Origin of the sequence: Streptomyces sp. NPDC059037 (assembly GCF_042740015.1) — a bacterium.
Taxonomy (GTDB): domain Bacteria; phylum Actinomycetota; class Actinomycetes; order Streptomycetales; family Streptomycetaceae; genus Streptomyces.
Window position 1 is genome coordinate 59,576 of sequence record NZ_JBHYIG010000007.1, and the last position, 19,930, is coordinate 79,505.

19 protein-coding genes are annotated in these 19,930 nt (G+C 70.6%); 13 read left to right on the forward strand and 6 right to left on the reverse strand.

The features are described from left to right. Positions 1–204 precede the first annotated feature (204 nt). From ACFWY6_RS03035 to ACFWY6_RS03055, 5 genes are all read left to right on the forward strand, one after another. Positions 205–1,053, forward strand: coding sequence for a hypothetical protein (locus ACFWY6_RS03035; protein WP_384685769.1), 849 nt, complete (start codon positions 205–207; stop codon positions 1,051–1,053). Between the two features lie 129 nt (positions 1,054–1,182). Beyond that, entirely contained in the window at positions 1,183–1,812 is a 630-nt protein-coding gene (locus tag ACFWY6_RS03040) for an RNA polymerase sigma factor (RefSeq protein ID WP_384685771.1), read from the forward strand. A gap of 13 nt (positions 1,813–1,825) precedes the next feature. Beyond that, positions 1,826–2,353: a hypothetical protein gene (locus ACFWY6_RS03045; RefSeq protein ID WP_384685773.1), complete on the forward strand. Its 528-nt coding sequence runs from the start codon at positions 1,826–1,828 to the stop codon at positions 2,351–2,353. A gap of 373 nt (positions 2,354–2,726) precedes the next feature. Next, on the forward strand, positions 2,727–3,392 hold the full coding sequence (locus ACFWY6_RS03050; RefSeq protein WP_360768952.1) for an RNA polymerase sigma factor: 666 nt from the start codon (positions 2,727–2,729) through the stop codon (positions 3,390–3,392). Further along, complete coding sequence (locus tag ACFWY6_RS03055) at positions 3,392–4,453, forward strand: hypothetical protein (protein WP_384685775.1); 1,062 nt, start codon at positions 3,392–3,394, stop codon at positions 4,451–4,453. Before ACFWY6_RS03050 ends, ACFWY6_RS03055 begins: the two co-directional genes overlap by 1 nt. Before the next feature lie 246 nt (positions 4,454–4,699). Here ACFWY6_RS03055 and ACFWY6_RS03060 read toward each other — a convergent pair whose 3' ends face one another. After that, the gene (locus tag ACFWY6_RS03060) at positions 4,700–5,518 is read right to left on the reverse strand and encodes a L,D-transpeptidase family protein (RefSeq protein ID WP_384685809.1); all 819 of its coding nucleotides are present in this window, start codon (positions 5,516–5,518) and stop codon (positions 4,700–4,702) included. Between the two features lie 146 nt (positions 5,519–5,664). Here ACFWY6_RS03060 and ACFWY6_RS03065 point away from each other — a divergent pair, with 146 nt between their 5' ends. From ACFWY6_RS03065 to leuE, 3 genes are all read left to right on the forward strand, one after another. Then, complete coding sequence (locus ACFWY6_RS03065) at positions 5,665–7,269, forward strand: methylmalonyl-CoA mutase (protein WP_384685777.1); 1,605 nt, start codon at positions 5,665–5,667, stop codon at positions 7,267–7,269. Between the two features lie 101 nt (positions 7,270–7,370). Continuing rightward, positions 7,371–7,940, forward strand: coding sequence for a Uma2 family endonuclease (locus tag ACFWY6_RS03070; protein ID WP_384685811.1), 570 nt, complete (start codon positions 7,371–7,373; stop codon positions 7,938–7,940). A 57-nt stretch (positions 7,941–7,997) separates the two neighbouring features. After that, positions 7,998–8,648, forward strand: coding sequence for a leucine efflux protein LeuE (gene leuE, locus ACFWY6_RS03075; protein ID WP_384685779.1), 651 nt, complete (start codon positions 7,998–8,000; stop codon positions 8,646–8,648). Positions 8,649–8,656: 8 nt separating this feature from the next. Here leuE and ACFWY6_RS03080 read toward each other — a convergent pair whose 3' ends face one another. Both ACFWY6_RS03080 and ACFWY6_RS03085 read right to left on the reverse strand, forming a co-directional pair. Beyond that, on the reverse strand, positions 8,657–9,133 hold the full coding sequence (locus ACFWY6_RS03080) for a MarR family winged helix-turn-helix transcriptional regulator (RefSeq protein WP_384685781.1): 477 nt from the start codon (positions 9,131–9,133) through the stop codon (positions 8,657–8,659). Between the two features lie 34 nt (positions 9,134–9,167). Beyond that, positions 9,168–10,622, reverse strand: a complete 1,455-nt coding sequence (locus ACFWY6_RS03085) for an FAD-dependent monooxygenase (protein WP_384685783.1) — start codon at positions 10,620–10,622, stop codon at positions 9,168–9,170. Between the two features lie 37 nt (positions 10,623–10,659). On the opposite strand from ACFWY6_RS03085, the gene ACFWY6_RS03090 reads away from it, so the two are divergent. Next, entirely contained in the window at positions 10,660–11,307 is a 648-nt protein-coding gene (locus ACFWY6_RS03090) for a TetR/AcrR family transcriptional regulator C-terminal domain-containing protein (RefSeq protein ID WP_384685785.1), read from the forward strand. Between the two features lie 13 nt (positions 11,308–11,320). On the opposite strand, the gene ACFWY6_RS03095 is transcribed toward ACFWY6_RS03090, so the two are convergent. The 3 genes from ACFWY6_RS03095 to ACFWY6_RS03105 are packed head-to-tail and all read right to left on the reverse strand — an operon-like array spanning position 11,321 to position 14,816. Beyond that, on the reverse strand, positions 11,321–12,484 hold the full coding sequence (locus ACFWY6_RS03095; protein ID WP_384685787.1) for an acyltransferase family protein: 1,164 nt from the start codon (positions 12,482–12,484) through the stop codon (positions 11,321–11,323). Beyond that, a complete protein-coding gene (locus tag ACFWY6_RS03100) occupies positions 12,481–13,839 on the reverse strand; it encodes an alpha-2,8-polysialyltransferase family protein (protein ID WP_384685789.1) in 1,359 nt (452 codons plus the stop codon). The genes ACFWY6_RS03095 and ACFWY6_RS03100 overlap by 4 nt, the downstream gene beginning before the upstream one ends. Further along, on the reverse strand, positions 13,839–14,816 hold the full coding sequence (locus ACFWY6_RS03105) for a glycosyltransferase family 2 protein (protein ID WP_384685791.1): 978 nt from the start codon (positions 14,814–14,816) through the stop codon (positions 13,839–13,841). The genes ACFWY6_RS03100 and ACFWY6_RS03105 overlap by 1 nt, the downstream gene beginning before the upstream one ends. Positions 14,817–15,014: 198 nt before the next feature. On the opposite strand from ACFWY6_RS03105, the gene ACFWY6_RS03110 reads away from it, so the two are divergent. The 4 genes from ACFWY6_RS03110 to ACFWY6_RS03125 all read left to right on the forward strand — a co-directional run bounded on the left by ACFWY6_RS03110 (position 15,015) and on the right by ACFWY6_RS03125 (position 19,805). Beyond that, on the forward strand, positions 15,015–16,331 hold the full coding sequence (locus ACFWY6_RS03110; RefSeq protein WP_384685793.1) for a DUF6716 putative glycosyltransferase: 1,317 nt from the start codon (positions 15,015–15,017) through the stop codon (positions 16,329–16,331). A gap of 62 nt (positions 16,332–16,393) precedes the next feature. Further along, entirely contained in the window at positions 16,394–17,680 is a 1,287-nt protein-coding gene (locus ACFWY6_RS03115) for a cytidylyltransferase domain-containing protein (RefSeq protein ID WP_384685795.1), read from the forward strand. Between the two features lie 14 nt (positions 17,681–17,694). Then, on the forward strand, positions 17,695–18,627 hold the full coding sequence (locus ACFWY6_RS03120) for an N-acetylneuraminate synthase family protein (protein WP_384685797.1): 933 nt from the start codon (positions 17,695–17,697) through the stop codon (positions 18,625–18,627). Positions 18,628–18,698: 71 nt separating this feature from the next. Next, positions 18,699–19,805 (forward strand): hypothetical protein, encoded by a 1,107-nt coding sequence (locus tag ACFWY6_RS03125; protein ID WP_384685799.1) that lies wholly within the window; start codon positions 18,699–18,701, stop codon positions 19,803–19,805. The last annotated feature ends 125 nt before the right edge of the window (positions 19,806–19,930 follow it).

Below are 19,930 nucleotides of genomic sequence, written 5' to 3' on the forward strand. Positions count from 1 at the left end.
CGCGGGCTCAAATGCCCCACCCCTTAGCGGAATTGCCGACTGCATCGCCGGTTGACCAAAGCGAGTGCGTACGACCGGCCGGCAGGGCAAAGGGTTGTACGCATCAGGGCTCGAAACGACGTGATGTATCCCGCACTTCTGACGTGTGACATATGGCCTGAGCATTGCGCTGGGTCACGTGACAGCTGTGAACGAGGAGTGTGGGTGGGGACTGTGGTTCTTGGGGTGGAGAAGAGACGAAGAAGGTGGGTGCGGGCGGCCGCCTGCTGTCTCGTGCTCGGGGCGCTCACGTCCTGCGGCTCGGAGGGGAAGATCTACGAAGGCATGGTCGAGCGGACCCCGCCGGAGCCGCCGAAGCCCGCCGACGAGGTGCGCGGCGAGCGGCTCTCCGAGGAGGCCATGCGGCTGCTCAAGGACGCCGAATCCCTTCGCATCGCGGTCGAGATGACCGCCCCCGGGAAGCACCAGAAGATCTCCGTACACATGGACCGTCACAACAAGTGCACCGGAACCTTCGACGACGGGCCCATGAAGAAGGGCGACATCGTCATGGTCAGCGCCGATGAGGCCTACTTCCGGTTCTCGGACGAGGCGCTCGACGCGGTCCGTGCCCACGGCGTGACGCTCGGCCCGGAGGCCGCGGCCAAGTCCAGGGAGCGGACGGCGCTCGCGCGCGGCAAGTACCTGAAGATCCCCAATCAGCCCGGGGGGCCGAAGGGCGTCTCGCCCACGCGGATGTGCGACCTGGGCACGGCGCTCGGTGATCTGGGCGACGCCCCGGCCGAGGGCGCGCGTGCGCTGCCGGACAAGCAGTGGCACGGCCAACGAGTGACCCCGCTCGTCGAGAAGGACGGCGGCCACGACATGACCGTCTACGTGGCGGCGGGCGACAAGCCGTACATCGTCGGCATGACGCAGACGCGGGGCACCGAGCACATGGAGATGGAGATGTCCGACTACGACAAGCCGGTCGTCGCGGCGTCCCCCGACCCGTCCCTGGTCCTCGACATGACGGACGTCGGCCTGGGCGGTGGCTCGCCGTTCGCCGTGTGAACGGCCTGAACCGTCCGACCTGAACCGACGGAACCGTCTGGACCTGTGACATTTCTGTGCGCACCGGCGCTGCTCAGCGTGGGGGCACGGACACGGTGAGCCGTGTCGCACCAGTACGAATGGGAAAGCGTGGGCCGAGGAGGAGAACCCCGTCGCGCACAGGCGCACGACGAGGAGCTTGGCGTGGCTGTCGCGCGGGCGCAGGAGGGCGACGAGGTGGCCTTCGCGGTCGCGTACCGCCTGGTGCAGCCGGGGATCCTCGGCTATCTGCGCGGCCTGGTCGGCCACGACGGCGAGACGGCGGAGGACGTGGCGGCCGAGGCCTGGCTGGAGATCGCCCGCGATCTGGGGCGGTTCCGCGGGGACGGTGCGGGCTTCCGCGGCTGGACGGCGACCATCGCGCGGCACCGGGCGCTGGACCATCTGCGCCGGCAGAAGGCCAGGCCCCGGCCGTCCGCCCTGGAGCAGGACATGCTCGAACTGCCCGGACCGCACAGCACTTCGGGCCAGGCCCTGGAGGCGATCTCCACGGAGCAGGCGCTCGCGCTGATCGCCGGGCTGCCGCGCGACCAGGCGGAGGCGGTGCTGCTGCGGGTCGTCGTCGGCCTGGACGCCCCCTCGGCGGCCCGGGTCCTCGGCAAACGCCCCGGCGCGGTCCGTACCGCGGCGTACCGCGGCCTGAAGCGGCTTGCCGAGCAGCTCGGCGACGCGCGGGGTGTGACGGATGACGGGCCCGGTCCGCTGGGGGAGTCGAGATGACCCGGGAGTCAGGATGGACGTGAACGAGAATCCCTCCGGGGGTGAGCGCGCACTGGACGCGCTGCTCGGCGACGCCGTACGGGCCGGCGACGTCGACCCGGATGCGCAGGGCCGCGCGGTCACCGCGTTCCGCAGCGCGCGGGACGCGGGCGCCCACCGGACGCGCACCCGCCGCCGCGACGACTGGCGCCCGCGGTTGCGCCGCCGCGGTCTGGGCGCACTGCGTGCGGCGGCGGGCGCGGCCCTCGCCAGCCTGTTGCTCGGCGGGGTCGCCATCGCCTCCATCGGCACGCTCGACCAGGAAGCCCCCGCCCCGCCGAAGAAAACCTCCGACCCGACGCGCCCCTCCCCGGCAGCCCCGTCGCCACGGCCCTCTGCCCCGTCGAAGGCCCCCACGCCGAGGGCCGAGCCGAGCGACAGGCCGAGCGGCAAGGCAAAGGCCGACGACAAGGGCAAGAAGAAGGGCAAGCGCTCCGAGCGCCCCCGGGGATCCCACGGCCGCCCGACCGACTTACCGCCGAAGCCCCACGGCAAGCACTAGCGCCCCGAAGGGGCGCGGGGAACTGCGCGCCAAGCCACAACAAAACCCGCAGACGAACAAAAAACCCGGCGGCGAAAGCCGCAATCCAAGGCCGCGGGGCAACCAATTCACCCGCCAAGGCCTCTGCCAAGGTGAGCGGCCGGGGTCGCCACCCCCCACAGGAGAGACCCCGGCCGTCACGCGACACGGACCGCACGCGGCCCGTACTCCCTTCAGCGCCGCGCGTGCGTTTTCTGTCACACCGCGTTCTGTCACGCGCTAGTTGCACGTTGTACCAAACATGGACGTGAGCCCACTTCAGCCCGTAGCGTGCTGCTTCGCGCCAGGCTGCGGGGGCAGGACCGCAACCGGTGTAGGCGCATAGGGAGAAGTTGTGCTGGGGGACGACGCGGAACTGACCGCCGCGGTGCTTGCGGCACAGGACGGGGACGAGACCGCGTTCCGGACTGTGTACCGCGCTGTGCACCCGCGGCTGCTCGGCTACGTACGGACGCTGGTCGGAGACCCGGACGCGGAGGATGTCGCGTCCGAGGCCTGGCTGCAGATAGCCCGTGACCTCGACCGGTTCAGCGGTGACGCGGACCGGTTCCGCGGCTGGGCCGCACGCATAGCGCGCAACCGCGCGCTCGATCACATACGCATGCGGGGCCGCCGCCCCGCGATCGGCGGCGACGAGACCGAGCTGACCGGGAAGCCGGCCGACGCGGACACCGCGGGCGAGGCGATGGAGTCCCTGGCCACCGGCGACGCGCTCGCGCTGATAGCCAAGCTGCCGCAGGACCAGGCCGAGGCGGTCGTCCTGCGCGTGGTCGTCGGGCTCGACGCCAAGAGCGCGGCCCAGACCCTCGGCAAGCGCCCCGGAGCGGTCCGCACGGCCGCGCACCGCGGCCTGAAGCGGCTCGCGGAGCTGCTCGGCGCGGACGGTCCGTTGAACCCGGACGCGCTGGACGCCGTGCCTCCGCAGAGAGAGCCGCGTGGGCGTGCGGTGACATCCGCCGGTGTGACGCAATCGCGTTCGCGGGCGCAGAAGGACATGTGATGGCCGACGAGGATTACAGGTGGCTGAACCGCGACGCGGCGGAGCGTTTGCTGAGCGGTGAGTCCTTCGACGGCGCCGACCATCACACGCGGGAGCGGGCCGAGCGGCTCGCCAAGACCTTGGACTCGCTGACCGCCGACGAGCGTGTGCTCGCGGGTCCGCCCGGTGATCTCTCCGCCGAACTGCCTGGTGAAGCCGCCGCCCTCGCGGCTTTCCGGGAGGCCCGTGGCCTTTCCGCAGGGGCCTCTTCTACGCGCGTCGGAGCGGGTCAAACCGTACAAATCGTCGGCTCTGCCGGGCCCCGGCGCCCGACCCGCTGGGGTCGCCCCATGCGCTTCGGGCTCGCCGCCGTCCTCGCGGGCTGCATGATCGGCGGTGTCGCCGTCGCGGCCGGCACGGGCGTGCTGCCCTCGCCGTTCGGCGGCCGGGAGGAGAAGGGCCCCGCGGCCTCCGCGTCGCCCGTCGCGCCGCCGCAGCCGCTGGAATCGGCGACCGGCGGGGCGAGCACCGCACCGGACGTCGAGCCCGACGACGTACACACGACACCGGACGGCAGCTCGCGCGAGCCCGGCAGCAGTGCGCCGCCGCGCTCGCCCGAGGCCTCCGCGGGCGCGTCCCGGGGCGGCGGCTCCCAGCAGCCCGGCACCGGCGATCCGCAGCGCGATGACGAGGCCGCCGACTGGCGCAGGAAAGTGCTCGCCGCCTGCCAGGACCACCGCAACGGCGAACTCCGGGGCGAGAAGAAGCGCCGCCTGGAGAAACTCCTCGGCGGCTCCGAGGGGATCACCGAGGCCTGCAACCGCGTGCTCGGCGACGGCGGCGACCGCGAGGGCAGCGGCGGCAGCGGCGGCAGCGGCGGTGACGACGACGGTGACAACGGCGGCGACGGCGACAAGGACGGCGACGGATCGTCCGGCAACGACCCCGAGGGCAACGGCGGCGCCAACCCGGTCCCGCCGATCGTCGCGCCGACCAGCTCGCGCAAGCCCACCCCCACGGCGTCCTACAGCGCCAAGCCGGTGCTGCCCTCGGCCTCCTCCTCGGCCTCCACAGGATCCTGACCAGCGGGCTTTTCGCCTTGCTTCTCGCCTTGCTTCTCGCCTTGCTTTCCCCCTGGTCGCACCGCTGATCCGTTCAAGGTGTGACGTTTTTTGAAGCAGTGACGCAGTAACAAGTGAGCCGACTGGTCATCGGCCCGCGCACGAGCCGGGGGTTCCCCCCGTACCTTTGGCTCCGTGCCACCAGCGTGGGCGGGAGACGTTCCCCCGATCCCGCCCACGCTGCCTAATCCTTCGCCCGTAGCGGGCTCACTTGTAGACGACGACCTTGTCGCCGTTCCTGACCTGCGCGAACAGGTTCGCGATCTTCTTCTCGTCGCGTACGTTCACACAGCCGTGCGAGGCGCCGTTGTAGCCGGTCGCCGCGAAGTCCGACGAAAAGTGCACGGCCTGGCCGCCGCTGAAGAACATCGCGTACGGCATGGAGGTGTCGTACAGCGTCGAGACGTGATGCCGGGACTTCCAGTACACCTCGAACGTGCCGTCGCGGGTCGGCGTGTACTGCGAGCCGAACCGCACGTCCATCGTCGACACGGCCTTGCCGTCGATCATCCAGGTCAGCGTGCGGCTGGCCTTGCTGATGCACAGGACGCGGCCGTTCAGACAGCGCGGATCGGGCTTCGACGGCGGGATGCCGCCCCCCGAGTAGAGCTCGAACTTGGTCGGCTTGTGCGTCATGCCGAGCAGCTTCTGCCAGGTCACGGTGTCCGTCGTCCCCGTGCGGGGCAGCCCGCGCTTGCCCTGGAAGCCCTTGACGGCGGCGGCGGTGGACGCGCCGTACGTCCCCGAAGGGTTCTCGTAGAGCCAGGCGATCTGCCGCAGCCTGGCCTGCAGCTCCCGCACCTGGGGGCCGCTCGCGCCCCGGTCGAGCAGGGTCTTGGGTGGCGGCTTCGGCGCCGCGGCCGGCTTCTCGCCGCCCTTGTCGGAACCCTTGCCGGCGCCCTTCCCGTCGCTGTCGCTGTTGCCGTCCCCGTCCCCGGGCTTCGTCGTGGAGATACGCACGGGAGGCTGCGCCTTCCCGTCCGTATCGACGGCCTGTGCCGTACATCCGCTGACCAGGGCGGCCATGACCACGGCCCCCACGGCTTTCGCGCCCTTGCCCACAACGACCCCCGTTGCCGATCGACGAACCCGCCAAGAGTGTTTCCCGCGAGTGACCACCCCTGAACGTTGCCGCATGCTGGAGGCAGCCCACTAGTAGGAGGCGCCGAGAGATGTCCCACGAGCCCCGCGAGTCCGGTTCCCGCGAGTCCGAGTCAGGACTGCCCATCGAGCCCGTGTACGGCCCGGAGGCCCTCGACGGCTGGGACCCCGCCCAGAAGCTGGGCACACCGGGCGCCTACCCCTACACGCGCGGCGTGTACCCCTCCATGTACACGGGCCGCCCCTGGACGATGCGCCAGTACGCGGGCTTCGGCACGGCCGTGGAGTCGAACGCCCGCTACCAGCAGCTGATCGCGAACGGCACGACGGGCCTCTCCGTCGCCTTCGACCTGCCCACCCAGATGGGCCACGACAGCGACGCGCCCCTCGCGCACGGCGAGGTCGGCAAGGTGGGCGTGGCGATCGACTCGGTCGAGGACATGCGGGTCCTGTTCGACGGCATCCCGCTGGACAAGGTCTCGACGTCGATGACGATCAACGCCCCCGCGGCCCTGCTGCTCCTGATGTACCAGCTGGTGGCCGAGGAGCAGGGGGTGGCCGCCGACCGTCTGACGGGCACGGTCCAGAACGACGTCCTGAAGGAGTACATCGCCCGCGGGACCTACATCTTCCCGCCCAAGCCGTCCCTGCGCCTGATCGCGGACATCTTCAAGTACTGCCGCGCCGAGATCCCGAAGTGGAACACCATCTCGATCTCCGGCTATCACATGGCGGAGGCGGGCGCGACGCCCGCGCAGGAGATCGCGTTCACCCTCGCCGACGGCATCGAGTACGTACGCACTGCGGTGGCGGCCGGCATGGACGTGGACGACTTCGCGCCGCGCCTCTCCTTCTTCTTCGTGGCGCGTACGACACTCCTGGAGGAGGTCGCCAAGTTCCGTGCGGCCAGGCGCATTTGGGCCCATGTCATGCGCGAGGAGTTCGGCGCGAAGAACCCGAAATCCCTGATGCTGCGCTTCCACACGCAGACCGCCGGCGTCCAGCTCACCGCCCAGCAGCCCGAGGTGAACCTGGTCCGGGTCGCGGTCCAGGGCCTTGGCGCGGTGCTCGGCGGTACCCAGTCCCTGCACACCAACTCCTTCGACGAGGCGATCGCGCTCCCCACCGACAAGTCGGCCCGCCTCGCCCTGCGTACGCAGCAGGTCCTGGCGTACGAGACGGACGTGACCGCCACGGTCGACCCGTTCGCCGGTTCGTACGTCGTCGAGAAGCTGACGGACGACGTGGAGGCGGCGGCACTCGCGCTGATGGAACGGGTCGAGGACCTGGGCGGCGCGGTCGCCGCGATCGAGCACGGCTTCCAGAAGAACGAGATCGAGCGCAGCGCCTACCGCATCGCCCAGGAGACCGACTCCGGCGAACGCGTGGTGGTCGGCGTCAACCGCTTCCAACTGGACGCGGAGGAGCCGTACGAGCCGCTGCGCGTGGACCCGGCCATCGAGGCGCAGCAGGCGGCGCGCCTGGCGAAGCTGCGCGCGAGCCGTGATTCGGGGGCGGTGGCGGCGGCGCTCGCCGCGCTCCAGGACGCGGCGAAGGGCGACGCCAACGTCCTCTACCCGATGAAGGACGCGCTGCGGGCGCGGGCGACGGTGGGTGAGGTGTGCAATGCGCTGCGGGAGGTGTGGGGGGCGTATGTGCCGACAGACGCTTTCTGATCAGGTGGGTTTCTCGAATGGGTGATGCCGAGCGGAATGTCAGCAGGGGCGGTTACTCTCGTGAAGAGTGCTCCCGAAAGGAGGCTGCTATGGCTGTGACCATGCATGAGTCATCGCTCGCTGATGCTGCCGACCGCCTCTGGGAAGAGCTGCCCGGACACCGGGTGGAGATCCTCAACGGGAGCATTGTTGTGACACCGCCGCCGGATGGCCCGCATCAAGAGACGTGTTACGACGTTGCCTTTGAGTTCAAGGAGGCAGGTGCCCGAGAGGCTGGGCTGAGGGCGGTTCCGGGGATCGGCTTGTGGCTGCCCACAGGTCGGGACGACTACGCCATCCCGGATGTGTCCGTGGTCACATACGACTACAAGGATGCGCTGGTCGAGAAGAACTGCTACGCGCCGCACGTCTTCCGTCTGGTGCTGGAAGTGACCTCCTCGAACTGGTCCAACGACACCGTGATCAAGCTCAAGACCTATGCCGAGGCGGGAGTCCCCGTGTACGTCATCGTGGACCGTGAGCACGATCAGATCCTGGTGCACACCGACCCCGAGGGCGGCCACTACGGCGCGGTGACGCCGTACAAGCGTGGAACCACCGTCCTGATGCCGCCCATTGTCGGCGTCGGCCTGGAACTCTCCGCGGACCGTCTCCTCGACGGGGACGACTGACCGTCCGCTGACCGGACGCCCCGCCCCGATGTCGTACTGCCGTGCGACACTCCGCCCATGCTGGGTGTCACCGATCTGCCGACCTATCTCGCGGGCCTCGTCCTCATCATTCTGCTGCCGGGGCCGAACTCGCTGTATGTGCTCTCCGTCGCCGCCCGGCGCGGCATACGCACCGGATATACCGCGGCCGCCGGCGTCTGGTGCGGTGACACCGTCCTGATGACGCTGTCGGCGGCCGGAGTGGCGTCCCTGCTGCAGGCCAACGCGGTGCTCTTCGGGATCGTGAAGTACGCCGGTGCCGGGTATCTGACCTGGCTCGCGGTCGGGATGCTGCGGGCCGCGATCGGTATGTGGCGGGCGCGGCGCGAGCAGGCCGTGGAGCAGGCGGACGGGGCGGCCGGCTCGATGGAGCGGCCGTTCCGCCGGGCCCTGGTGATCAGCCTCCTGAACCCGAAGGCCATCCTCTTCTTCATCGCCTTCTTCGTGCAGTTCGTGGACCCCGGGTACGCCTATCCCGCGCTCTCGTTCCTCGTGCTCGGGGCCCTCGCCCAGGTGGCGAGCGTTCTCTACCTGACGGCTCTGATCTTCAGCGGCACCAAGCTGTCGGCCGCCTTCCGCCGCCGCAAGCGGCTCTCGGCGGGGGCCACTTCGGCGGCGGGTGCGCTGTTCCTCGGGTTCGCGGTGAAGCTGTCGCTCGCCAGTGTGTGAGCGTCTGCTCAGTGGTGCCAGGCCTCGCCTCCCACGTTGTGGATCATGCGCTGGAGGACCTTGAGGGTGCGGATGTACTCCTCGTCCGTGATGCCTTCGTGGATCTCCGCGCGCGTCTTCTCCTGTCGCGCGGCGGTGCCGTCCCGGAGCCTGCGGCCTTCGTCGGTGATGCGGAGCCGGCCGTCGGTGTCCTCGGTGAGCAGGGCGCGGTCGTGCAGGGCGCTGATGTTGTGGTGCAGGGAGTTGTCGCCCACGCTCAGGTAGCCGCGCAGGGTGGCCACCACCTCCGCCTTGTCGCGGCCGTCAGGGGTGTTGATCTGGTTCAGGATCCACCACTGGGGCTGGGTGAGCCCGGCCTCGGCCAGCATGGTGCGGATGTGGTGGACGACGGCCTCGCCCGCCGCCGATGCCCAGTAGCCGATGGGCTGGTTGATGAGTTCTTCGTCGCTGTGGGAGTACGTGAAGGTGTCCGTGGAGTTCGTCATGGATCAAAACGTAGAACCTGAAGCTTGGTTGAGGTCAACTGATGCCGAGGGTGACCTTGAGATGGTCGGTCAGGCCTGTCGCGTCCTCGCCCGCCCACGCCACGTACCCGTCGGGGCGGACGAGGAACAGGCCCTTCCCGTACGGCGCGTACTCCGGCGTGCGATGTACGTGGATCAAGTCCCTTTCCAGGGGCGGCAGTTCGGCATCGTCGGCGTCGACGGCAAGCAGCGTGAAGTGCGGCCCTCGGAACGCGTCGAACAGCCTCCCCCCGGCGTACGGCCCGTCCGGCGCCCGGTCGCCCGCCCGCAGCGCCCCCTCCGCAAGGCCGGTGCGGGTCTCTGCCGTGAGTGAGCTGTCCCGGTAGCCGAGGCCCAGCTGCCGGGTGGCCGCCCCGCGCCGTGCCTCGCCCCGGTGGATGCGGGTGGACAGGCCCAACATCTGGGCGGCGTTGGGGAGGCGCTCCTCCTCGTAGGTGTCCAGGAGGGCCTCCGGTGCGCCGCCCCGCAGGACCGCACCCAGCTTCCACCCCAGGTTGTAGGCGTCCTGGACGCTGGTGTTCAGGCCCTGCCCGCCCGCGGGGGAGTGCACGTGCGCCGCGTCCCCGGCCAGGAACACCCGCCCGTCCCGGAAGCGGTCCGCCATCGCCGCGCGCGGCCGGAAGTCGGACGCCCACCGCACCTCGGTGACGTCATCGGCGGCGAGATGGGTGCGGGCCGCGACGACCGCGCGTACACCGTCGGGCGAGGTGTCGGGAGCCGTCCCGTCCGTGAACTGGGCCGTCAGCTGGAAGTCCGGGGTGCCCGGCAGCGGGCAGATCGCCAGGAACCCCGCGCCATCGGCCGTGGGCGCGAACATGTGCCAGTTGTCGCGGTCCAGGGCGGGGATGCGGACGTCGGCGACGAGGATCGGATGCGGGTCGACGGTCTCGCCCGTCATGCCGATCCCCAGCGCCGCCCGCACGGTGGAGCGGCCGCCGTCGGCCGCCACGGCGTAGGCGGCGCGGACGGTCCGACCGTCCGCGAGGCGGGCGGTGACGCCTTCCTCGTCCTGCGTCAGGCTGCTCAGCTCGGCGCCGAACTCCACGTCGGGGCCGCCGAGTTCGCGAAGCCGGGCGGACAGGATCTGCTGGGTGCGCCACTGGGGGAGCAGCAAGGGGCTTGCGTACGGGGCGTCCGGCGTCGCCTGCGTCTCGTCGAACATCCGGTGCTCGCCCTGCCGCTCGCCGTCCTGCCAGATCATGCCGACCGGGGCCGGGCCGCCCGCCGCGAGGGCCGCGTCGATGATCCCGAGGTCGTCGAAGACCTCCTGGGTGCGCGGCTGGATGCCCTTGCCGCGCGAGCCGGGGAAGAGGGCGTCGGCCCGCTCGGCGACCAGGGCCCGCACGCCGCGCCGGGCGAGATCGCAGGCGAGGGTCAGACCGGTGGGGCCTGCGCCCACGATGAGTACGTCCATCGTCAGAGGACTTTCCTTAACGCTGTTAAGTGCCATGCCCCGAGCCTGCGCTTAACGGTGTTAAATTGTCAAGGTGGCTACGACACCGCTGGACCGGACCCGGGTGGCGCGCACCGCGCTGAAGCTCCTGAACGAGACGGGGCTCGACGGGCTCAGCCTGCGCGCCATCGCCAAGGAGCTCGACGTCAAGGCGCCCGCGCTCTACTGGCACTTCAAGGACAAGCAGGCGCTGCTCGACGAGATGGCGACGGAGATGCTGCGCCGCATGACCGAGGACCTCGCGGCGGATGCGGACGCCGCGCCGGACGCCGACTGGCGGACCGCCGTCGCCGCCTCGATGCGGGGCCTGCGGCGGCATCTGCTGATGTACCGGGACGGCGCGAAGGTCTACAGCGGTACGCACTTCACCGACACGTCGTACGCCGAGCCCATGGAGGCCCATCTGCGCACGCTCACCGGCGGCGGGTTCACGCCGGGCGGGGCGGCCCGCGCCTGGGCCACGGCGTACAGCTACACCATCGGATACGTCATCGAGGAGCAGGCCATGGGCCCGGACCCCGCGAAGGAGGAGGGCGGCTACGACCTGGAGGCCCGCGCCGAGCGCCTCGCCGCCTATCCGCTGGCGGCGGCCGCCGGGCAGGAGATGTTCCGCGACTTCGACGCGGGGTTCGAGAAAGGGCTCACCGCGGTCGTGGCCGGGATCGCGGCGACGATGCGGTGAGCCCTGGGGCGCATCACTTCCGAGCTGTCAGCAGCCCCGTCCTGATCACGGGCGTGAGGCGCTCCTCCACGAAGCGGTTGAGCAGCCACGCGAGGGCCAGCATCGCCCCGATGGTGAGGGCGAACGTCGCGTACGACGGGAGACCGAGCCCCCGGTGCAGCGCCGCCACCGTCACCCAGCCCAGGTGCTCGTGCACCAGGTAGAACGGGTACGTCAGCGCTCCCGCCACCGTCAGCCACTGCCAGTCGACCCGGTGCAGCGCGCCGAGCGCGATCAGCAGGACCGCCGCGAAGCCCGCCGTCACGACGGCGATGATGCCGAACGACGTGCGGTAGGAGAAGAAGTCCGGGTTCGGGGCGTGCCAGAGCCGGGAGACCGCGTAGTGCTGGCCGATCAGCCAGCTCACCCCCACGATGCCCCAGGCCGTGAGGTCCCGGCGGTCGCGGTGGACGAGGTAGATGCCGATGCCGCCGATGAAGAAGGGTGCGTACTCGGGCATCAGGACGAGGTCGAGCAGCGGCTCGTTCGCGCCCTCGGCGACCGCCGCAGCCAGCGTCCACACCGCGCAGAACAGGATCACGCGGGCCCGGCTCGCGCCCGGCAGGACCACGAAGAGCGCGAAGAGCGCGTAGAAGCGCAGCTCGGCCCAGAGCGTCCAGCAGACCCCCAACACCCGGTCCACGCCAAGCGGTTGCTGCAGCATGGTGAGGTTCACGAGCGCGTCGCTCGGGGCGACCGCCTCGTAGGTGACGACGGGGAGCGCGAAGACCGCCGTCACCAGGATGATCGCGGCCCAGTAGGAGGGGAAGAGCCGCGAGACGCGTGACGCGAAGAAGGACCGCAGCGGACGGCCCCAGCCGCTCATGCAGATCACGAAGCCGCTGATCACGAAGAAGATCTGCACGCCCAGGCAGCCGTACGCGAACCAGTTGTGCGCCGTGGGGAATTGAAGCTGCGGCGAGCTGCCCCATGCCTCGGTGATCTCGCCGTCGCGGCCGCCGTAGTGGTAGGCCGCGACCATCAGCGCCGCGATCAGCCGCAGCCCGTCGAGCGCTCTGAGACGTGGCCGCGCCCGCTTGGCGGCCGGGGCCGGTATGGTGCGCGCGAGGGCGTCCGCTATGTCTGGTTTCTCCGCCCCCGGTGAGTGCTTCGGGAGTGTGGTGCCGGGAGATGTCATCCGAGCGCGGTCCGCTTGATGGTGCGCTTGACCGAGCGGGCCCGCCGGGCGACCCGGCGTACGGCCGCGTTGCGCGGGATGAACGACAGCTGCGAGGGCAGCGCGCCGGGCAGCGCGAGCGCCGTCAGGCGGCGCCGCTTGAAGTAGCGCCAGGTGTGCGGCGAGAGATGCTGCGACAGATAGCGCTCGGCGGCGGTCCGCCGGCGCGGATAGATCTGCGGCTGCATGGCGAAGCCGACGGCGACGAGCAGCTCGCCGAGCCGGGCTGTGGGCATGCCGGGCTGACGACCGGTGACCGCGCCCTTGTCCATGAGATCCGGCAGCAGCGCGTCCACGATCGTGACCGGTACGCGATTGCTGTTCTGGTAGGGCGCGAGGCGCTCCAGGAGGGTCTCCGTGCCGGTGCGCGCGACGGGCAGGTCGTACAGCGCGGACGCGGTGAGCAGGCCGGTCGAGAAGCAGCCGATGACCAGGGCCGGGCGCATCCGCTGGTAGAGCACCTCGGCGAGCACCGGCGAATCGAGGACGGTCAGCTCGACGCCGATCGCCTCCGCCTCCTTCTCCAGGAGCCGCGACCAGCGGGCGGGCGCGCTCGGGTGCGGCTTGAACACCACGCGGGTGTGGCCGAGTCCGGCGGCGCCGCGCACCATGCGCACGTGCAGCTCCTCCTCTTCCTCGGCGGTCAGGATGCCGAGGGCGGAGAGGTACTGGCCGAGCAGCAGGGCCGGTTCGGCGACGGCGGGGAGGTCTGCGATGTCCGCCTCGGCGTCGGCCAGCTGCTCGAGCACCTTCATGAACGCCTCGGTCGGCACGATCTCCGGCGGCACGTCGAACTCGGTCAGGAGCAGCGGGGTCAGGCCCGGCACCAGGTCCAGGTGGAGCAGCCGCCGTACGCGCGTGCCGACCAGCGGGTCGATCTTGTTGCGGGTGGGGCCGTAGCTCATCAGGCCGTCCGCGTAGACGTCCACGGGCGCGCCCGTGAAGATCTGCGCGAGCGCGAGAGCCGGGTTGACCTGGATCGACTCGACGGCCAGCTCGACGGCGTCGTCACCGAGGTCCCACAGGAGCCGGAAGTACCGCTCCCACATCGGGATGTCGTCGGAGCGCGGGCTCCAGCCGCCCGGATGAAAAGGGCAGATGGCCTCGTTCCAGGAACGCACCTCGTCGAACCGGTCGCGCAGCCGCGCGAACCCCGGCATCTCGTCCACGGCGACCGTCGTCTCCGGCGTCGCCGCGTTATTGCTGACCAGCAGGATCCGCCGGTCGGCGGGGCCGAACCGGTCGGCGTCGATCGCGGCGGCCAGCGTCGCCGTGCCGTACAGCGTGGACGCCATGAAGATCTGCGTCTTCGCCATTACGCGGCCACCTCCGCCGACACCGGACGCCGGCGCAGTCGGCGAAGCCGCGTCGCCCGCTGTATGTCCATGGAGTCGAGGGCGTCGTCGAGGACACCCTGCGGCATCCGCTTCAGCGCGGCCGCACTCATTGACTTCAATTTCCGCGCCACAGCTGGCTCGAACCTTTCGATGGATCCCAGATGGTGGGAAATGATCGCGCAGTAAGTACGGACGGCCTTGGGCAGGAGTTTGTCCGCGTCGCGGTCCGCGGCGGTTTCCCGTACGACCTGGTCGAATGCCCGGATGAAATCGAGTTGGCGTACGTCGCCGATCTGCGTCAGTGACGATGCGACGCCGCGCCGATAGAACACACCGAGCAGACCCACCGCGGCGAACGACTCCGCCTCGCGGTGAAGGCGCCAGATCCACGGCCGGTCCTCCGCGGTGCGCAGGCCGTCCGTGAAGTGCAGCAGGCCGCGGTCGGCAAGGCGCCGGTGGTAGATGCCCGCCCAGGCGTACGCGTAGTCGACGGACGTCGAGCGGTCGGCGGGCAGGATCACATCCCGCGGGGACATCGCCACACCGCGCAGGCCGTGCGGGACACGGTGGACGCTGCGCGCCCGCGCGGTGCACTGCACATGGTCGGTGCGCACGAAGTCGCACCCCAACTGCTCGATGGAATCGACGAGTTGGGCGTAATAGCCGGGCGCGAGCCAGTCGTCACCGTCCAGGAAGGTGAGGTACTCGCCGCGTGCCGCGTCAAGGCCCGTGTTGCGGGCGGTCGCCAGACCGCCGTTCGTCTCATGTCTGAGATGGACGGCGCCGGGCAGCTCGCGCGCGGCACGCTCCAGAATCTCTGGAGTCTCATCCTTCGAACAGTCGTCGACGAGAATGAATTCGAAGTCTTCGCGTGCGTTCGCTCGCAGACTCCTCAAGGTGTCGGGCGCGTATTGCTGCACGTTGTAGAACGGCACGATGACGGAGAGCTTAACCACGTGGGTGACGTTAGGTGTCGGCCCGGCATTCGTCTTGACCGATGGTGAGATGTCAGGTGAACGACGCATGGCGGAATGGTTAACCCGGCTGCTTACCAGCGGTTTCCCGGGCTGATTCGCCATTCGTCGGCGTGCTGTTAACCGTTTGTTGCACCTGAGTTGGGCCGCGAATCGAAATGCCTTCCTAGCGTCCTTCCTGTGCCAGTAAGCAACAGCGGGACGACACGGATCACCGTGCTCGCCGACTCCGACACCCGGTGGAAATGGGGTGCGCTCACCGCGAGCCGCCTCACCGGCGGGGACCCGGACACGCGCCTCGACGGACGCCTCCTGAGAGGCCGGGCCACGCCCACCGTCCGTCAGCTCGAAGAGGTCGGGGTGCGCGCGGACTCGCTCCGCGAGGTCACCGCGATCGAGTTCCTGCGCGAGGTCGAGCGCGAAACGCCCGATGTGATCGTGCTCGCCCTCGTGGGCGGCGCGGTCCAGGCGGTGCTGCACGGCCTCGCACGTATAGCGAAGAACTCGCCAGGATCGACCAAGCGTCCCGTTGTCGTAACCGGCTATGTCGGCGTCGTCTACGAGAAGCTCGCCGACGGCCTGCTGCTTCGGCACGGCGCGGACGTCGTCCTCGCCAACTCCCGCCAGGACGCGGAGCGTTTCCGTGCCGTGTACGAGGGGGTGGGCGCCGACGCGGCATCGGTGACGGAGGCCGCGCTGCCGTTCCTCGGCGGGGCCGCGTACGAGAGGCACGACCCGTACACGGTCGTCTTCGCCGCGCAGCCCTCCGTGCCGGAGAGCCGCGAGCAGCGCACCTACCTGCTGCGCCGCATGGTCGAGCACGCACGCCTGCACCCGGACCGCGAGGTCCTGATCAAGCTGCGCAGCAAGCCCGGCGAGCACACCACGCACATCGAGGAACTGCCCTACCAGAAGCTCGCCAAGGGCGAGAACCTGCCGCCCAACTGCCGTCTCGTGTACGGGAACATGGGCGAGGTACTCGACCGCACCGACCTGCTCGTCACGGTCAGCTCCACCGCCGCGCTCGAATCCCTGCACCGCCGCATCCCCACCGCGGTCCTCACCGACCTCGGGGTGCGCGAGGCGCTCGGCAACCACCACTTCATCGGCTCCGGATGCCTCACGTCCTGGGACGAGATCGACGCGGGGCACAGCCCCGAGGCCGCCCCGGAGTGGGTCGCACGGCAGGGCGTCGCGCCCGACGGGACGTACGAGAAGGCCTTCGACGAGGCGCGGGACCGGGTCACCGCACTCCTGGCGCAGCCCGAACTGCCGCCCATCGCCCCGTACTACAGCCTCACCACGGCCCCCGGATACCTCCCCGGCATCCTGGCCCGCCACCACCTCGGCCCGGACGGCGCCCCGCTGCCCGGCGCACCCGCCGGGGACCGCGAGCCGGGCCCGGTGCGCCAGGCCGTCCGCAGCGCGGCGCGCGGCGCCTACCGGCACGGGGTGCAGCGCGTGGCCCCCGTCATCCGGCGGATGGGCGAGCTGTGATCCCGCCGCAAGGCCTCCCCTCCCCAGGTCTTCCCAGCCAAGGCACCCCCCAAGGAGCCCCCATGTCCAACCCCCACCCAGCGGGAACCCCCGTACGCCGTGTCCTCGCCGTCATCCCGGCCCGCGGCGGCTCCAAGGGCGTCCCCGCCAAGAACCTCGCACCGGTCGGCGGTGTGCCGCTGGTGGCGCGCGCCATCCGTGAGTGCCTGGCGGCGCGGCTCGTCACGGACGTCGTGGTCTCCACGGACGACCACGTGATCGCCGAGGCGGCACGGTCCGCCGGCGCCGAGGTGGTCCTGCGCCCCGCCGCGATCGCGGGGGACACCGCGACCAGCGAGGCGGCCGTCCTGCACGCGATGGACGCGTACGAGACGCTGCACAGTGCCTCCGTGGACGTGGTCCTCCTCGTCCAGTGCACCAGCCCGTTCATCGTCCGCGAGGACGTCGACGGCGTGGTCGGCTCGATCATCGACGGCGGCGCGGACACGGCGCTGACCGTGGCGCCCTTCCACGGCTTCGTCTGGCGGGACGCCGACGACGAGCCCGCGGGCCTCGGCGCACAGCGCACCGGCGAGCTCGGCGGCACCACCAAGGTCGCCAACTCCATGGCCACCGACGGCGGTTACGGCGTCAACCACGACAAGTCCTTCCGCCCGCGCCGCCAGGACCGCCCCCAGGACCTCCTGGAGACCGGCGCGGTCTACGCCATGGACGTGAACGGCTTTCGCCGGCACAAGCACCGCTTCTTCGGCCGCACCGAGCTCGTCCGTACGGACCCGGCGCGCGTCCTGGAGATCGACGACCCGCACGACCTCGCCCGCGCCCGCGCGCTCGCCCCGCTCTTCGACGCCGACCGGGCCGACGCCCTTCCGACCCGCGACGACATCGACGCGGTCGTACTCGACTTCGACGGCACCCAGACCGACGACAGGGTGCTGATCGACTCCGAAGGACGGGAATTCGTCTCCGTGCACCGCGGGGACGGACTCGGCATCGCGGCCCTGCGTGACGCGGGCCTGCCGCTGCTGATCCTGTCCACGGAACAGAACCCGGTCGTCGCCGCACGGGCCCGGAAGCTCAAGATTCCGGTCCTGCACGGCATCGACCGCAAGGACCTCGCACTCAAGCAGTGGTGCGAGGAGCAGGGCATCGCTCCCGAGCGCGTGCTCTACGTCGGCAACGACGTCAATGACCTCCCGTGCTTCGGCCTTGTCGGCTGGCCCGTGGCGGTCGCGAGCGCCCACGACGTCGTACGCGGCGCCGCACGCGCGGTCACCGCTCTCCCCGGTGGTGACGGCGCGATCCGAGAGATCGCCGCATGGATCCTCGGCCCCTCCCTCAACAAGTAAGGAAAGTTCCTGCCATGAGCTCCAACTCCCGTCTGCGCACCTTCGGTTCGAAGACCGCAGGACCCGGTCAGCCCGTCTACATCACCGGCGAGATCGGCATCAACCACAACGGCGAGCTCGACAACGCGCTCGCGCTGATCGACGTGGCCGCCGACGCCGGCTGCGACGCGGTCAAGTTCCAGAAGCGCACCCCGGAGATCTGCACCCCGCGCGACCAGTGGGACATCGAGCGCGACACCCCCTGGGGCCGGATGACGTACATCGACTACCGCCACCGCGTGGAGTTCGGCGAGTCCGAGTACCAGGCCATCGGCGAGCACTGCGCCAAGCGCGGCATCGACTGGTTCGCTTCCCCGTGGGACACCGAGGCCGTCGCCTTCCTGGAGAAGTTCGACGTCCCCGCGCACAAGGTGGCGTCCGCGTCGCTGACGGACGACGAGCTCCTGCGCTCGCTCCGCGCCACGGGCCGCACGGTCATCCTCTCCACGGGCATGTCGACCCCGAAGCAGATCCGCCACGCGGTGGAGGTCCTCGGCTCGGACAACATCCTGCTCTGCCACGCCACGTCGACGTACCCGGCGAAGGCGGAGGAGCTGAACCTGCGCGTCATCAACACCCTGCAGCAGGAGTTCCCGAACGTCCCGATCGGCTACTCCGGCCACGAGACGGGCCTGCAGACCACGCTCGCCGCGGTCGCCCTCGGCGCCACGTTCGTCGAGCGCCACATCACCCTCGACCGCGCCATGTGGGGCTCGGACCAGGCCGCTTCGGTCGAGCCGCAGGGCCTGACCCGCCTGGTCCGCGACATCCGCACCATCGAGGCGTCCCTCGGTGACGGCGTCAAGAAGGTCTACGAGTCGGAGCTCGGCCCGATGAAGAAGCTGCGCCGTGTCGCGGGCGTCGTCGCCGAGTCGGAGGCCGCCGACCTCGAGCCGGTCGCGGTCTGAGCGCGCCGACGCTCTTACCGGACCTTTCACCGGGACTCCTTACAACAAGGACAGGACACGGTCATACGACGATGAGCCCCCGACCCGGGCCGAAGGCCCCCACCGCCACGCTCCGCTCGACTCTCGCGTTCGTGGAGAGCCCTGTGCAGCTCCTCAACGTCCTTGAGTGGGCGCATACGGCGGGGGCGACCGGCCCGGCCGGGGGACTCACCGTCGTCGTCCTCTCCCCGAACGACCCCATGACCCGCGGCCAGTTGCGCCGCATGGCCCAACTCGCCCGCGACGAGGGCCTCAACGTCCGCTGGGAGGAGGCGCGCGGCGGCCCGGCCGCACCCTTCCACACGATCGGCGGCCTGACGGGCGCGCTGCGATCGGCGGACCGCATAGTGATCGGCGACCCGTTCTCGCGCTATGTGCAGTTGTTGTTGACCATCACCAGGGCCCGCTCGCTGGTCGTCGTGGACGACGGCACGGCGACGATGGAGTTCATCTCCCAACTGGCCGCGGGGGAGCGGCTGGTGCGCTGGCACCGCCGCGGTGGCCGCCCCGGCGTACGCGACATCGCCTTTGCCCCGATCTCGTCCTCGGCACGCCGCCGCCTGACGCCGGGCGGCAAGCGCGCGGTGGAGGTCTTCTCCTCCATGCCGATCGACTCGGCGCCGCCGGGGGTCGTCATCACGGCGAACACCTTCTCCTGGACCCGCGAACGCTTCGGCCCGCCGCGGGTGTCGAAGGGGGCGGACCTGGTCGGCACGTCCCTCGTGGAGACGGGCGTGGTGGACCCGGACCGCTACCTGGAGGCGGTCCGCTCGCTGGCCCGCGCGCACGGGGCGACGCGCTACTTCGCGCACCGCCGCGAAAGCTCCGAGAAACTCCACCGCCTGGCGGTGGAAACGGGCCTGCAGGTGGTCCGCCCGGACCTCCCCCTGGAACTGATCGCCCGCCGGGGCCCGATCGGCCGCACGATACTGAGCTTCCCGTCGACGGTGGTGCACACGCTCCCCCTGGCCCTTGCGGGCACGGAGGTCAGGGTCGCGGTCTGCGACATCGACCCTGCCTGGCTGACGGAGAACGCCTCACCGCGGGCGCAAGGCTTCCTCTCCGGGGTCACAGGAACGGCCCGCGATGTCCAGCGCCTGGCTTCGGTGGTGTCGGCAGGAGCACCGGTTACGGCGTGAGCGGCCGGGGGTTGATTGGTGCCGGGGCCGCCCGGTTGTCCTGAGGTTGGCGGTTCCGGGCCGGGCGGGCGCGGACCGGATCTTCCGGCCCCGGCCGGGAGAAGGGCGAGAGAGGGGGGTGGGGA

Excerpts from the sequence above, each read along its gene's own strand:
- ACFWY6_RS03095 (WP_384685787.1), bottom strand. The coding sequence starts at position 12,484 with ATGACATCTCCCGGCACCACACTCCCGAAGCACTCACCGGGGGCGGAG.
- ACFWY6_RS03085 (WP_384685783.1), bottom strand. The coding sequence starts at position 10,622 with ATGGCACTTAACAGCGTTAAGGAAAGTCCTCTGACGATGGACGTACTC.
- ACFWY6_RS03120 (WP_384685797.1), top strand. The coding sequence starts at position 17,695 with ATGAGCTCCAACTCCCGTCTGCGCACCTTCGGTTCGAAGACCGCAGGA.
- ACFWY6_RS03045 (WP_384685773.1), top strand. The coding sequence starts at position 1,826 with ATGGACGTGAACGAGAATCCCTCCGGGGGTGAGCGCGCACTGGACGCG.
- ACFWY6_RS03070 (WP_384685811.1), top strand. The coding sequence starts at position 7,371 with ATGCATGAGTCATCGCTCGCTGATGCTGCCGACCGCCTCTGGGAAGAG.
- ACFWY6_RS03080 (WP_384685781.1), bottom strand. The coding sequence starts at position 9,133 with ATGACGAACTCCACGGACACCTTCACGTACTCCCACAGCGACGAAGAA.
- ACFWY6_RS03100 (WP_384685789.1), bottom strand. The coding sequence starts at position 13,839 with ATGGCGAAGACGCAGATCTTCATGGCGTCCACGCTGTACGGCACGGCG.
- ACFWY6_RS03065 (WP_384685777.1), top strand. The coding sequence starts at position 5,665 with ATGTCCCACGAGCCCCGCGAGTCCGGTTCCCGCGAGTCCGAGTCAGGA.
- ACFWY6_RS03060 (WP_384685809.1), bottom strand. The coding sequence starts at position 5,518 with ATGGCCGCCCTGGTCAGCGGATGTACGGCACAGGCCGTCGATACGGAC.
- ACFWY6_RS03055 (WP_384685775.1), top strand. The coding sequence starts at position 3,392 with ATGGCCGACGAGGATTACAGGTGGCTGAACCGCGACGCGGCGGAGCGT.
- ACFWY6_RS03115 (WP_384685795.1), top strand. The coding sequence starts at position 16,394 with ATGTCCAACCCCCACCCAGCGGGAACCCCCGTACGCCGTGTCCTCGCC.
- leuE (WP_384685779.1), top strand. The coding sequence starts at position 7,998 with ATGCTGGGTGTCACCGATCTGCCGACCTATCTCGCGGGCCTCGTCCTC.
- ACFWY6_RS03125 (WP_384685799.1), top strand. The coding sequence starts at position 18,699 with ATGAGCCCCCGACCCGGGCCGAAGGCCCCCACCGCCACGCTCCGCTCG.